The organism is Streptomyces composti, from assembly GCF_012034205.1.
Classification (GTDB): Bacteria; Actinomycetota; Actinomycetes; order Streptomycetales; family Streptomycetaceae; genus Streptomyces; species Streptomyces composti.
This window is the reverse complement of sequence record NZ_JAATEM010000041.1, coordinates 1-13,277: the sequence shown is the minus strand read 5'-3', so window position 1 is coordinate 13,277 and position 13,277 is coordinate 1. Positions and strand designations below refer to the sequence as shown.

The window sequence follows — 13,277 nt, the reverse complement described above, 5'->3', positions numbered from 1 at the left end:
GGTTGGTTATCGGTAGTAGCCGCCACCCTCGATGTCCTCGGCGAGGGTGCGGGCGTCGCGTTCGTCACCCATGAGGCGACGGCACTGCTCGTGAATGGCCCGTGAGCTGGTCGGGTGGGCCTGGATGTGTTCCGCGATGGCGGTCACGGCTCGGTGCAGGCGGTCCTGCGCCTCACGCGTCTCGTAGAAAGCCTCGACGGCCTCCTGCACGAGCCGCCGACCGTTGACATCGAGCCCTTCCAGAGGTGGGGACATCAGCTCTTCCAGCGGGAGTTCGAAGACGCGGGCGAAGGCGAGTGCCTCGTCGAGATTGATCCGGCGGCGCGGGGTGCCGTTTTCGATGCGCCAGACCGCCGTCTGGTTCATCTTGACGCCGGCCCTCGTCACCCGTTCCGCCAGCTCGGTGGTGCTCCACCCTCTGACCTCGCGTTCCAGGGCCACGCGCGCAGCCACGTTCCCTTCGCTGTAGAGCAGCGGCACCTCGCCGCCTTCGGGCTTGTCACCTGCCATCGGAACCTCCATCCCGTCCATCGCTATTCAGATTGAAACATACGCTTCCCGGTTTGCCTAACTGGTGATCGTCGAGTACAACCTTATGCAGATCGAATCAGCCCCTACCCGGATAGGAATGAATGCGATACCTGACCACCGCCGAGGTCGCCGAGCGCTACCGCACCGCCGAAAGCACCGTCCGCTACTGGCGCCAGATCAAGAAGGGGCCGCGTGGCATCAAGGTCGGCAAGCGAGTGCTGTACCCCGAAGCCGAGCTGCTGCGCTACGAGCGCACGCTGATCGACGGCCAAGACGAGTGGGGCCTGGCCTCATGAGCAGGTCCTGACACGGCAACGGCCCTCGGCGTGCCTACGCCGAGGGCCGGAGATTCCTCTGCACGTCGCCCATCCCTGAACGAACGAACGAACCGGTGAGGGGCGGGACTTTGCCCGTCCTGCCTCTCACCAGAGAGGAAAGTCTATGGAGGACTCTACGTCCTCGGGTACTTCGAGTGCATCCCCCGCCTCCTCCGCCGAGGGGACCGAGCCCAAGGTGGTTTGGCCACCGGTGGCGGTGCTCGGCCAAAGCGTTGGTCCGCGCGAGGCGGACCACACCGACGGCCGGTTCGCCGGACCATACGCGCCCGGTGGCTCTGGTCCGCAGACTGGTCCGCTGCGTGCGGCAGTCGCGGACCGATCCGCCGCAGCCATGCCGACCGCACTCTCGTCACCGGACCGAATATCCCCACCTGCAGAGAAACCGCAGGTCAGCGGCGGGCGGACCGGACCGGTCGCCGCGGACCAAGACGGTCCGCACGTCATGCAGCGGTCCGCTCACACTGGTCCGGTGGTCCGCGGCGGAGCGGACCAGCCAGCGGGTCCTGGTCCGCACGACCGGGAGCGGACCGGCGCCCCGGCCGACGAGCGGACCAACGTCCCGTCGCCGGACAAGGCCGGCGGACCGGACCAGGGCCCGCGGACCGGTCCGGGCGAGCCGTCCGGACCGGCGGACCAAGCGGAGCCGACTTCCGGTGACGGAGCTGCGCTGCTGGACGAGTTGCGGTCAGCGGTCGGCAAGTACGTGGTGCTGCCCAGCGAGGAGGCGCTGACCGCGCTCACCTTGTGGGTGGCAGCCACGCACATCCAGACCGCACTGCAGTACGCGCCGCGTCTGGCGGTGGTGAGCCCGACCAAGGGCTGCGGCAAGTCCCGCGTCCTGGACGTGGTGCACGAGACCGCGCACCAACCGATGATCACGGTGAACACCTCACCGGCGGTCATCTACCGCGTCATCGGCAAGAACCCGCCCACCTTGCTGGTGGACGAGGCCGACACCATCTTCGGCCCCAAGGCAGGCGACAAGGAGGATCTGCGCGGCCTACTGAACGCGGGTCATCAGCGCAACCGGCCCGCCTGGCGCATCTCCGGACCGGAGCACAAGCCCACCCCGTACCCGACCTTCGCCATGGCCGCGCTCGCGGGCATCGGCGACCTGCCGGACACGATCATGGATCGGGCGGTGGTGCTGCGGATGCAGAAGCGCAAGACGGGTGAGAAGGTCGCCTCGTTCCGGTTGCGGTATTCAGTGCCCGAGCTCAACGCGCTGCGCGACAAGCTGACCGCCTGGCTGGGCCCGCTGCGCGGACAGGCTTCCCGGATGGTTCCCCCGATGCCGGTGGAAGACCGGGCGGCGGACACCTGGGAGCCGCTGGTCATCATCGCCGACCTGGCCGGCGGCCGCTGGCCCGCCCGCGCCCGCGCCGCGTGTGTGGCCATGACCCGGCACGAGGCCGCCCAGGATGAACAGAGCAGCCTGAAGACGCGACTACTGCGCGACATCCACCGCATCTTCGAGGCGAACGACAACCCCGAGGCCCTGTCCACCCAAGACCTGGTCGCCGCCCTGGTCCAGGACGCCGACGCTCCGTGGGCGGAGTACGGCACCAAGGGCCTGAACGCCTACCACCTGGGCAATCTGCTGCGGGACTTCAACATCAGCTCGGCCAACTACCGGTTCGAGAAGGGGAGGCAGGCCAAGGCGTACATGCGCAACCGGTTCGTGGACGCCCGGGCGCGCAACTGCCCGGACCTCGTCGAGGCGGCAACCGAGCCCAAACAACAGGCTGCGCCCGCGCGCCCGGTCCAGGGCAAGCCGCCCGCCGCCCCGGCGGGATCGCTGCCCGTCGGCCCGCCCGGCGGCCCCGCCGGGCCGCCACGAAGGCTCTGATCCCACAAAGGGCGTAGTCCGTAGCACTGCGTCGCGTCCGTCCCCGTGCAGGTCAGCGCGGGGACGGACTCTCTCGCCGGGACGCAGTCCTCCGTACCTGGTCTCATCTCCGTACCTGTGCTGACCAGGCGTGCGACGCATGCGACGGAGGCGACACCGCTGCCACCCCACTGCCCGGAGCATCACCATGCACACTGACAACGACAACAACCCGGCCTCCTCGCGCCGTCGAGGATGGTTCGGCGTGGCCCGTCGACCAGCAGCAAGCTGGAGCGAACGAGCCTCTAATGAGGCTTCGTCCGCGCTTGCCCCCGCCCCAGGGGTGGCGAAGGAGGCGGCCGCGCGCCAGGGGGCGCCCGAGCCTGGGGAGGTGGCGGCCGAGCCCAGCACCGTGCCTGTTGCCGAATCCGCCGCCGCACACGCCGAGCCGCCCGTCGAGCAGCCTTCGTGGCGCGAGCCCGACGCTCCCGTGCTGCCCGCGCTGATGAACCGCAAGCGCACCACCGAGAAGCGCGACCACGAAAAGACCATCCGCTTCACCCCGACCGCGATCCGCATCATCGCCAGGGAGGCCGAGCGGCGCGGCCAGAAGTTCGCCGGGTTCGTCGGCGACGCCGCGCTCGCCGTAGCCCTCGGCAAGGCGGGCATGGCCGGTAGCCCGGAGGACGATCCGATCCGCCCGCTGATCGAGGCCATCGAGGGACACATCAAGGCGCTGAACCGCATCGGCCACAACCTCAACCAGATCACCGGGGCAATCCACCGGAGCACGGTCCCCGAGCACGCCCACGCCGTGCTCGAGCATGTCGACCAAGCGGTCCAGCGCAGCTACCGGCTGATGGACCAGCTCGTGGCGGAGGGTGTCGCGCATGGTGCCTGACGTCTCCACCGGCTCCGACACACGCGGCCTGATCGTCTACCTCTTCGGTCCCGGCCGCCGCGACGAGCACACCGACCCGCACATCGTCGCCGCCTGGGACATGGCCGGCGCCCCCGACCCCGGACGCGACCCTGAAGCCACCTACACCCAGCTCGCCAAGCGCCTCGACCACCACGTCGACCTGCGCACCCGCGAGCTGGGCGGCAAGAAGCCCCCGCAGCACGTGTGGCACTGCCCGGTCCGCACCGCGCCCGGCGACCGCTACCTCACCGACGCCGAGTGGGCCGAAGTCGCCCGCCGTGTCGTCGCGGCCACGGGCATCGCCCCCGAGGGCGACGAAAAGGCATGCCGGTGGATCGCGGTGCGCCACGCCGACGACCACATCCACATCATGGCCGCAACCGTCCGCGCCGACGGACGCCGACCCCGCACCCACCGCGACGGACAGCGTGCCCAAGCCGAATGCCGCAAGATCGAAGCCGAGTTCGGGCTGCGGCGCCTGAAGTCCGGCGACCTCACCGCCCCGCCCACGCCCACCGGAGCCGAGCGCGCCAAGGCCCAGCGCCAAGGCCAGCAGGTCACCGCCCGCCAGTGGCTGCGCGAGCGGGCATACGCCGTGGCCGCAGCCGTACGCACGGTGGACGACTACTTCACCGTGCTCCAGTCCTTGGGCATCCAGGTCAAGACCCGCCTCGGCCCCGAGACCGGCGACGTGATCGGCTACAGCATCGCCGCCCCCGGCGACACCAACGCGGTCGGCGAACCGGTCTGGTACGGCGGCTCCAAACTCGCCCCCGACCTGTCCATCAACCGCCTGCGCGAACGGCTCGACACCCAGGAAGTAGCCGACCGCCCCGAGCACGTGGCGGACCCCAACGCGCCATGGTGGCACTTCGAGAGCGCCCTCAACACGGCGAGTGGCGTCCTCGGCTCAGACGACGACGCCGCGGCCCAGGGCCACCTGGATGCCTTCGGCGACGCCCTGCACAACGTGACTCGCGCCACGCCTGGCCCGCACCGGCACGAATTGGTGGCGGCGGCCAGGGCCTTCAACCGCGCCCGCCGCTCAATGATCCGGGCCGACCACCAGGCCGCTACCGCGCTGCGACGGGCCGCCAAGGAACTCGTATATGCCTCCAGCGAGCCGGGTGGGCTCGCGATAGCCGTGCTTTTCGCGGCCATGCACGTGGCCCGCGCAGCCGCCAAGTGGCACGAACAACGCGGCCACGCGCAACAGGCGGCAGCAGCTGAGGAAGCCTTCCGCCACCTCCAGGCGGGGTACCAGCAGGCCGCCAAACCGGCCTTGGCGGACCTCGCCCGCCGCGCCCCACGCGCCACAACCGCCAGCCGCTACGAGCAGGACCTTCGCGCGGCCCTCCCCGGCCACGCCGACCGCGTCCTCGCCGACCCCGCCTGGACCGCCCTCACCACAACCCTCGCCCGCGCCGAGACCGCTGGCCACAACACCCGGCGCCTCCTGGCCACAGTCGGCGCCCAGCGAGAACTCGACAGCGCCGAGCGCCCCGCCGAGGTGCTCAACTGGCGCATCACCGCGCAACCGAACAGGCGGGCTCAAGCGGCTCGGAGGCGCAGCACCGTCAGCGGCGCGTCGCCCATGCCTCCCAGGCCACACCCTCCGGCCGCACCGGTGGCCATGAGGCCCGAAGATCACCGTCCGCACCGCTGACGCCGGTCAGATGCCCTCGTCACGCGCCGTGGCGAGGGCATCGACTTTTCGCCCAGGTCGCATCAGGCTGCTTCGGTTTCGCTCGGAGCGGCGGGCCCGGCAGTCCGCGTATCGAGCAGCCGACTGGCCCACGATTGGGCCTCGGCCAGATGTTCAGCCCGCAGCCCGACGTGGGGATTCGGCTGCACAAGGAGGGTCGGGGCACCACTGGCTGTGCGTTCCGCAGCCCACGCGTGGTCCAGGCGGGTGAAGTCGTCGTCGATCCAGACAGCCGGCGCGTCCCCCAGCCAGGCATCGACGTGGTCGCGCTTCCACAGGTAGCCGCTGGGGTGGCTGGTGGTGATCTGAGGGCGCGGCAGGTCGACATGCGGCAGGGGAGGGAGGCCGAGGAGTGGGCCGATCAGCGTGGTGGCGTCCTGCCGCCAGCTCGTGCACCAGACCGGTGTGACCAGGCCCGTACGGATCACGCCCATGAGCATGGGGCCGTGGGCGGGGTTGAGCCAGATGGTGACCGGGTCGTCTTCGCTGCGGCCGGTGGGGACGACGTCGTGGCGGGCGTGGGGGTCCGGGGTCGAGCCGTCCGCGTCGGGGAAGGGTATGAGGACGCCGTCGATGTCGAGAAGCAGGTAGGGCGGGCGCATCGATTCCTCCACGGGGAGCCGGGGGTCAGAGCTTGCGCGCGGTGATCAGCAGGGTGGTGGGCCAGCGGCCCTGTCGGGGGTCGTGAAACTCCTGGGCCGAGGCGAGCCACAGGCCCGCGCGGTCGAGGTGCTTCTCCCAGCGGGCGGCGTCGAAGTCCCAGCGCGCGACGGGCAGGCGGGTGCGGTCGGGCAGCGTGACGTGGTCGCGGCGGGGCCGGTCGTCGGCAGGAGGAGTCCTGCCGACGCGCTGGGGGTGGGGGACGGAGAAGGCGAGGGTGCAGCCGGGCTTGAGGCGGTGGGCGATGGCCGGGAGCAGGAGTTCGGGCGCGACAAGCCCGACGGCGCCGAAGACCGAGTAGATGGAGTCGAACTGCTCGTCGGAGGCGTGCAGGTAGTGCAGGGCGTGGCCGGCCACGAAGGTGAGGTTGTTCAGCCGTCCGTAGTGCGAGCGGGCGCGGCGTACCTGCAGGCCGACCAGGTCGACGCCGGTGACGTGGGCCGCGTGCCGGGTGGCGAGGTAGGCGGCATTGTGTCCGGGGCCGCAGCCGAGTTCCACCACTCGCTTGCGGCGCAGGTCGGAGCCGAGGATTTCGGCTCCGGGGCCGATGCCCGGCCGCGTGGTCCACTCCATCCGTGCGGGTGGGGCGAGCGGCTCGGCCGGACCGGCGGCCGTGCGTTGGAGGGCGTGGGCGTGCCAGGGAGAGGCTTGGGCGAGCACCTACACCTCCAGGAGCTGGAGGGCGTCGGTGAGGTGCCGGCGGACGACCTTGATGTAGGTGGGGTCAGTGGCAGGGTCGTTGATCCAGCGGATGGCCTGCTCCATGAACCACTCGACGGCCCAAACGCGGTGCCATCCCAACGCCCACTTTTCCGCTGGCAGGCCGCCGCGCTCGGCGAGGGCGTCGGGGGTGCCGCCCTCGGTGACGTAGGACTCCAGGAAGACGCGCAGGCGCACGGGGTCGGGGTCGTCGATGGTGCCGTGCCAGCTGGCGAGGTCGAGCAGGCCCGGCCCGGTGAAGGCGCGGGCGAAGTCCAGCAGGCGCCAGCCGCGCTGGCCGATGTGGAGGCTGGTGGGGTGGAACTCGGAGTGCACCCAGCCGAACGGGGCAAGGGTGGTTCCCTGCGCGCGGGTCTCGGCGGCCTGGGCGATCTGATCGAGGGCGTGCTCGACGTCGTCGGTGTCCTGCCATCGGTCGGCCTTGCGGAGCTGGTCGAGGTGGTCCAGGGCGCGGCTGGGCAAGGCCCGCAGCCCTTCCTCGTGCAGTACGGGCAGCGCGCCGGCGGTGCGGGTGCGGTGGAGGACCACGGCCGCTGCGGCCCCGTCGAGGTCGTCCGCTTCCCGGATGGGGGTGCCGAGGTCCTCCAGGAGCATGCCGAGCCAGCCCTCGACGTGAACCGAGGTGTGGACCTTCGCGGCGGGGATTCCGAGGGTGTCAGCCAGCCGGAGGGCCTGGTCCTCGCTGTCGAAGGGCCTCTTCGCGTACTTGAAGATCCGGGTACCGCCGTCCGGGAAGGTCACGCGTTCGACGCCGGACATCGACCACACCCGTACCTCCTCACGCTTGGGGGCGGGCTGGTCGACAAGGGTGCACAGGTTGGTGAGGAGGTCGGCGGTGAGGTTGTCGTTCACAGGGTCTCCGTTGCGTTGTGGTGGCGTCCGGGGCGGGCGAGCGTGCCTGCCCGCCCCGGAGCCCTGCTGGGTGTTACGCGGCGGGTGTCACGCGGTGGGCGTAGACCTGCTCGATCCAGCCGGCCTTGAAGGCGGCCAGGTCGTCACGGAAGTTCGCCATCGACGCACCGTAGGGCGCGACGACGCCGCCGGACTGGTCCGGCACGGACTGGCAGCCGTGCACGAGCCGTCCGCCGAGGGCGGCGTGGGCCTTGATGGACTCGATGCGGCGGTGCTCGTTGAACCAACCGCCGTGGTAGACCTCGTCCAGCATCCCTCCCATCTCGTCGTCCAGGTCGAAGACGACCGAGGTGGCGGCGGGGAAGAACCAGCAGGGGCCGACGTTGGAGATGTGTCCGTCCACCTCGACCTTGTTGAGCGCCATCAGCGTGGCGGCCTCGCGCAGCATCCGCAGGTGCTCGGCGTTGATCTGCGGCAGGCCGAGCCCGTCGAGGTGCTCGTCGCGGAACAGGTAGGCGTACACCTCGTACGCGGTGGACAGCACGCGGGCGGCGTCCGAGGTGGACTCGCCATGGGCCTTGATGAAGTCCAGCGCGAGCTGCTCGACCGCGCTCTCGGTGGTCTCCTGCACGTCCAGGAGCTGGGACTTGACCAGCTCCCAGTCGGCGACGAGCCAGGTGTTCGACTCGAAGCGGAAGAAGTACTCGGCCGGGTCGATCGTGATGCGCCGGCCGTCGACCTGGATGCCCGGCAGGCGGCTCCAGCGCTCGTCGAACGCCTGCGGCAGCTCGACCGTGATGGCCGTGGTGTCGATGGTGGTCACCGTGTCTCCGTCTCTGATCGGCCGGGGGCGGGCACAGGAATGCCCGAACCCGGATCGGGCGTACGGAACTTCGGGGAGCCGCCCGGGACCAGGGGATTGCGGTCGGGCAGTTCCGGGCGGCTGCGACTAAGTGAACCTGCCGTCACGCACAGTGGGTACGGTGAGGGCGAGGCCAAGCGGTATACGCGGTTTACAGCCCCAGGACGGAGGAGGTCATGGCGGCACCCAACAGACCCAATGTCCGTTTACGCGAGGTCATCGGCACGGTCGGCTGCACCTACGACGCGCTGGCCAAGGACGTGCGCAGAATCGCCGCGGAGAATGGCGAGATCATCCACACCAACAAGTCGGCGATCTCCCACTGGGCCAACGGCACGCGGCAGCCAACAGGTCAGACCGGCCACTATCTCGCGGAGGCTCTCTCCCGCAGGGCCGGCCGCACCATCACCCTCACCGAAATCGGCCTGCGCGATCCCGACGTGGCCGTACCTGACGACCCCGATCCCGTCATCACGGCGACCGAGCTGGGCCGCGCCGACGTCGAACGACGCCGTTTCCTGGCCCTGGCCGCCTTCACCACCGCAGGCGTCGCCATGCCCTTGGTCTACGACCACGAGGCCGCATCCCGCATGCTCCGCGCCCGCACCGGCAGGACCCTGGTCGGGGCGGAGGACGTCGAGGTGGTCCGGCAGATCACCGCCGCATTCAGTGCGGCCGACGAACGCCTGGGCGGCGGCCACGGGCTGACCACGGTCACTGCCTACCTCGCCGACACCGCCGCCCCCATTCTCCGCGCCCGCTTCCCCTCCGACGCCCTACGCCGCTCCGCCTTCGGCGCCGTCGCCGAGCTGGCATACCTCGCGGGATGGAAACACCACGACCTCGGTCAGGAAGGCGCCGCCCAGCGCTATTACCAGGTCGGCTACCAGCTCGCCTGCGAAGCCGACCCACACGGCCACGCCGCCTGGATGATGCGCGCCCTCGCCCACCAGGCCCTCAGCCTCAAGCAGCCCCACCACTGCGTCGACCTCGTCGAAGGAGCCCTCAGCCGCGGACTCGGCCACGTCGACGGCCAGACCGAAGCGCTGCTCCACATCGCCCACGCCCGTGCCTTTGCCGCAGTTGGCGAGAAACCCGCGGCAGCCCGGGCGCTGCTGGCAGCCGAGGACGCCCTACTCCGTGACGACGGCCCACAACCCAGCTTCTCCCTCGTCAGCGGACCCGCCGCCGGCACCGTCGCCAGCCACACGGCCCGCACCCTCACCGACCTCGCCGATCACGTCGGAACCGAGCAACAGCACCGCGATGCGCTCGTCCGCTGGGACCCCGTGAAGTACAAGCGCGTCCACGCCCTCACATACGCCGACCTCGGCGACAGCCTCGCCGCCCAGGCCCGCGCTGATGAGGCAGTCGCCGCCTGGAACCAGGCCCTCACGCTGATGGACGGCATGACCTCCGACCGCACCCGCAAGGCGATCACCTCCATCCGATCAACCCTGGCGGTCTACCAGCGGCGCAAAGTGCCCGGTGCCGCCGAACTCGCCCGTCGCGCCCGAGAGGCGCTCGCCTAACATGCCCACCAACCGGGCCGACGAAGGGACCCCCGTGGCTCAGCCGACAACCGATGACCAGCCCAAGGCGCTCAAGCCTGCCCTGGAATCCATGACCCTGCTGGTCGCCGCCGTCATCGTCCACGACAAGGCCGCCAACCGTGTCGTCCTCCTGCAGCGCAGCGACCAGGCCAAATTCGCCAAGGGCAAGTGGGACCTACCCGTCGGCAAGAGCGACCCCGGCGAGCCGATCACCGAGACGGCCGTCCGTGAGCTGTACGAAGAGACCGGCCTGACCGTGAAGCCGGAAGCGCTCAAGGTCGCCCACATCATCCACGGCGCCTGGGGCGTAGAGGCCCCCAACGGCTTCCTCACGGTCGTCTTCGCCGCCCACGAGTGGTCCGGCGAGCCCGAGAACCGCGAACCGCGCAAACACGCACAGGTCCGCTGGGTCGACGCCGACGCCATCCCCGAGGACTTCGTCGAGACCACCGCCAGCGCGCTCCACCGCTACCTCTGCGGCGGGCCGCAGGTCTCGCTTGACGGTTGGCGGTAGCGAGAGGCAGCCCTCCGTTTCTCAAAGGCCGTCGTCGCAAGGCATCGGTGGTCTCGTCTGCTTCTGCAGCAGTGTTCGCGCCAGTCGCGATTGTGCCCCTACGCCAAGTGCCCGGGGAGGCGACCGGACGGGATGCCGGAGACTGCAGGCTCCTGCGCGTGCGCTCCGACGACGTGACACGGATCATGCAGCGAGATCAAGTCAACTCATCTTATTAGCAGACACATCAGGAAAGGTGCCGCTGTAGGTTCCCCTGTGACCATTCTTGATCGTCCCAGGGGGAAACTTGTCGCGTTCGCGCGCGAGATTCTTGGCTTCGGTCTGCGCCGGAGTCACCGCACTTACCGTTCTCGGCACCGCTCCGTCGGCGAGCGCCGCCGCACCCAAGGAAGCCTGCACCGGCCTCTACAACGCCCGCATCACCTTCTGGGCGATGACGTGCAGCCAGCCGGGCGAGCCGATGATCGGCGGCTTCGCCACGTGGCGAAACATACCGATCACCTTCGATCAAAGTGATACAGGTTCGGCGACCGTCCAGGCAGCCAACTATCTGCGCGTCAGCCCGAACACGTCGAGCGGGCCACTCGCCCCCAACATCGAGATCGGCCTGTACGCGGAGAAAACAGGAAAAACCACCTCCACCTACGGTCCCCGCTGGTCGGAGCTGACCACCAGCGGTGGCCGCACTCAGGCCATCAAGGCCGGGGTCAACCCCACCAAGCCGGACAAGCGCAACCACACCTACATGACCGTCCGCCAGGCCAGCGGCAACCAGTGGGATGTGCTCTACGACTTCAACAAGGTCGGCTCCACCACCAAACAGCTCAAGGTGATCGGGGGCAGCACCAACCGCATCGACGTCGGCCTTGAGGTGACCGGACCGAAGTACGTGGACGTCCCCTCCATCGCGAACCGCATGCAGTTCATGACGGGGAACAAGGTGTGGCAGCAGGTGGCGACCGCCAACGTGGCCAGGTCCGTCACTCTGCCCGCGTGCGGCGCGAGCCACAAGCCGCCGACCTGCTTCACCACCAAGCTGACCGACAACAGCAAGTTCACCCAGTGGACCGTGAGCAAGCCCCGTCGGCAAGCCGCCGCCGTGAGCTCGCCGACCACCCTGACGGCGGCCCCTGCGGCCAGTCCGGCCGCTACCCGGGTCGGCGGCCTGCCCGCCACATTCAACGGAGTGGACCAGCAGGCTCTGCAGTCCTGCATGGAGACCGACCCCGACAGCTGCCTGGCCACCGTGCCCGGCCTGTCGGAGTGCGTGGTCACCGTACGGGTCTGCAACGCCGCCGCTCTGCCGTCCGGTGAGCCTTCAACGGACACCGAAACCGATGCGGGCGTATCGGCCGGCGATGTCCGGGAGCGCGCGGCAGCCGCATTCGACGTCCCAGGTGACTCACTGACCATCAAGCCGCCCGCTTCACCGGCAGGAGCGCTGAAGGCCCGCTCCCACGCAGCCGCTGACAGCGCCGAAGCCTCATGGACGGTCACCTCCACCAGTCCCACCCGCGGCTTGCAGCACACCGACCGCCGCTTCGACGGATTCACCGCCCACTACTCCGCACGCACCGGCGCACTGCTGGAGGCGTGCTGGGGCGACCTCTGCGACGTCTCGTGATCGCCACGAACCGTCGCTGTTCCGTCGCTTCCACACGCCCCCAAGGAGTCCATCGGTGAACATACGCACCGCACTCATACGTCTCGCCCGCGGCACCGCCACCACCACTGCGGTCCTGGCACTGCTCACAGCGGGCACCACCACTGTCGCCCAGGCCGCCCCTACCGCGAACGACCCGGCGGTCGACGGCACGGTGTTCGTCGACGCGGCGTCGCTTCCCGACGACGAGCTGCGCGGCCTCGACCAGCCCATCCCCTACGCCGAATACGCCGGATCTCACACGCCAAAGACCGCAGCGCGGCAGGGTTCAGCCGGCGCCGAGCCTGGCGACGAAAAGGACCTGCGGCAGCAGTGCGCCAGCCACGCGGCGCAGGCCAAGGCCGCCACCGGCTGGATCAAGTCCCGCTTCGAGAGTTGCCAGAAGCGCCCCTTCGACCTGGTCCTGCGTGATGTGAAAGGCACCACCACGCTCGGCCGCCTCTGGTTCGACCAGTGGGTCCTCGGCTTCGCGTACGACGGCAGCCGGCGCGTCGACTACGTCGCCAGCATCGAGAACATACGCGTCCAGCCGATACCCACCGAAGATGCCACGAAGTGGCGCCTCGGCCAGCACTTCCGCCACAACATCAACGCGTCCAAGAGCGATCCCGATCCCAAGGTGACCGCACCGCAGACCCAGGAGCGTGACGAACTACTCGGAGGGTGGGACCGCACGCCTCAGTGGACTCTCTCCTACACCTCACCGGACAAAGGCGCCTTGTTCGACCAGGGCAACCAGCAGCGCGTGTTCTCCACCGTGTCCATGGACCTGAGCGCCAGCTCCCCCAACGCCGCCCCCTTCACTGGAGGCGGAAACGTCTACAGCTCCAGCGTCCGCTACGACTACGCCGGAAAGATCGCGGGCAAGCACAAGGGCACCGTCTTCACGCAGGCCCGCGTGGAACTCGTGATGAGCCAGAAGGACCCCGCAGTCAACGAAAGTGCCCTGCACATCTACGACGCCCTGAACCGACCTGAGCGAACCTTCCCCTCATGGCCCGGCAAGAGCGTGCCGGGAGCGAAGGAGCCCCTGCACCGGCTCGTCAACAAGGAGAAGCAGAAGGAGAACCGCAAGCGCTCCATCAAGGAGTGCGAGAAGGTATGGGGCGACTACAGCGGGACCAAACTC

Annotated in this window: 13 protein-coding genes; 8 read left to right on the top strand and 5 right to left on the bottom strand. The window is 69.6% G+C overall.

The window, feature by feature from the left end:
* Positions 1–6: 6 nt before the first annotated feature.
* Positions 7–510 carry a helix-turn-helix transcriptional regulator gene (locus tag HCJ93_RS26780; RefSeq protein ID WP_167998403.1) on the bottom strand — a complete coding sequence of 168 codons (504 nt, stop codon included), beginning with the start codon at positions 508–510 and terminating at the stop codon, positions 7–9.
* A 122-nt stretch (positions 511–632) separates the two neighbouring features.
* Between HCJ93_RS26780 and HCJ93_RS26775 the strand changes: the two genes are divergently transcribed.
* From HCJ93_RS26775 to HCJ93_RS26760, 4 genes are all read left to right on the top strand, one after another.
* Positions 633–827 (top strand): helix-turn-helix transcriptional regulator, encoded by a 195-nt coding sequence (locus HCJ93_RS26775; RefSeq protein ID WP_167998402.1) that lies wholly within the window; start codon positions 633–635, stop codon positions 825–827.
* A 721-nt stretch (positions 828–1,548) separates the two neighbouring features.
* A complete protein-coding gene (locus HCJ93_RS26770; RefSeq protein WP_167998442.1) occupies positions 1,549–2,718 on the top strand; it encodes a DUF3631 domain-containing protein in 1,170 nt (389 codons plus the stop codon).
* Between the two features lie 322 nt (positions 2,719–3,040).
* On the top strand, positions 3,041–3,598 hold the full coding sequence (locus tag HCJ93_RS29740; RefSeq protein WP_167998441.1) for a hypothetical protein: 558 nt from the start codon (positions 3,041–3,043) through the stop codon (positions 3,596–3,598).
* Entirely contained in the window at positions 3,588–5,285 is a 1,698-nt protein-coding gene (locus HCJ93_RS26760; protein ID WP_167998401.1) for a relaxase/mobilization nuclease domain-containing protein, read from the top strand. Before HCJ93_RS29740 ends, HCJ93_RS26760 begins: the two co-directional genes overlap by 11 nt.
* Positions 5,286–5,347: 62 nt before the next feature.
* Here the strand turns inward: HCJ93_RS26760 and HCJ93_RS26755 are convergent, their stop codons facing one another.
* From HCJ93_RS26755 to HCJ93_RS26740, 4 genes are all read right to left on the bottom strand, one after another.
* Positions 5,348–5,926 (bottom strand): HAD domain-containing protein, encoded by a 579-nt coding sequence (locus HCJ93_RS26755; RefSeq protein WP_167998400.1) that lies wholly within the window; start codon positions 5,924–5,926, stop codon positions 5,348–5,350.
* Positions 5,927–5,951: 25 nt separating this feature from the next.
* Positions 5,952–6,644, bottom strand: a complete 693-nt coding sequence (locus tag HCJ93_RS26750; protein WP_167998399.1) for a class I SAM-dependent methyltransferase — start codon at positions 6,642–6,644, stop codon at positions 5,952–5,954.
* Complete coding sequence (locus tag HCJ93_RS26745; protein ID WP_167998398.1) at positions 6,645–7,556, bottom strand: phosphotransferase family protein; 912 nt, start codon at positions 7,554–7,556, stop codon at positions 6,645–6,647.
* 73 nt (positions 7,557–7,629) lie between these two features.
* The gene (locus HCJ93_RS26740; RefSeq protein ID WP_167998397.1) at positions 7,630–8,379 is read right to left on the bottom strand and encodes a hypothetical protein; all 750 of its coding nucleotides are present in this window, start codon (positions 8,377–8,379) and stop codon (positions 7,630–7,632) included.
* A gap of 215 nt (positions 8,380–8,594) precedes the next feature.
* On the opposite strand from HCJ93_RS26740, the gene HCJ93_RS26735 reads away from it, so the two are divergent.
* The 4 genes from HCJ93_RS26735 to HCJ93_RS26720 all read left to right on the top strand — a co-directional run.
* On the top strand, positions 8,595–9,950 hold the full coding sequence (locus HCJ93_RS26735; RefSeq protein ID WP_167998396.1) for an NsdA family TPR-like regulatory protein: 1,356 nt from the start codon (positions 8,595–8,597) through the stop codon (positions 9,948–9,950).
* 1 nt (position 9,951) lies between these two features.
* Positions 9,952–10,485 (top strand): NUDIX domain-containing protein, encoded by a 534-nt coding sequence (locus HCJ93_RS26730; protein WP_167998395.1) that lies wholly within the window; start codon positions 9,952–9,954, stop codon positions 10,483–10,485.
* Between the two features lie 286 nt (positions 10,486–10,771).
* Positions 10,772–12,109, top strand: a complete 1,338-nt coding sequence (locus tag HCJ93_RS26725; RefSeq protein ID WP_240967897.1) for a hypothetical protein — start codon at positions 10,772–10,774, stop codon at positions 12,107–12,109.
* Between the two features lie 55 nt (positions 12,110–12,164).
* On the top strand, positions 12,165–13,277 hold a 1,113-nt coding region (locus HCJ93_RS26720), incomplete at its 3' end, for a hypothetical protein (protein ID WP_167998394.1).

Coding starts and splice junctions, on each gene's coding strand:
- HCJ93_RS26780 (WP_167998403.1), bottom strand. CDS start 510: ATGGCAGGTGACAAGCCCGAAGGCGGCGAGGTGCCGCTGCTCTACAGC.
- HCJ93_RS26775 (WP_167998402.1), top strand. CDS start 633: ATGCGATACCTGACCACCGCCGAGGTCGCCGAGCGCTACCGCACCGCC.
- HCJ93_RS26760 (WP_167998401.1), top strand. CDS start 3,588: ATGGTGCCTGACGTCTCCACCGGCTCCGACACACGCGGCCTGATCGTC.
- HCJ93_RS26755 (WP_167998400.1), bottom strand. CDS start 5,926: ATGCGCCCGCCCTACCTGCTTCTCGACATCGACGGCGTCCTCATACCC.
- HCJ93_RS26735 (WP_167998396.1), top strand. CDS start 8,595: ATGGCGGCACCCAACAGACCCAATGTCCGTTTACGCGAGGTCATCGGC.
- HCJ93_RS26730 (WP_167998395.1), top strand. CDS start 9,952: ATGCCCACCAACCGGGCCGACGAAGGGACCCCCGTGGCTCAGCCGACA.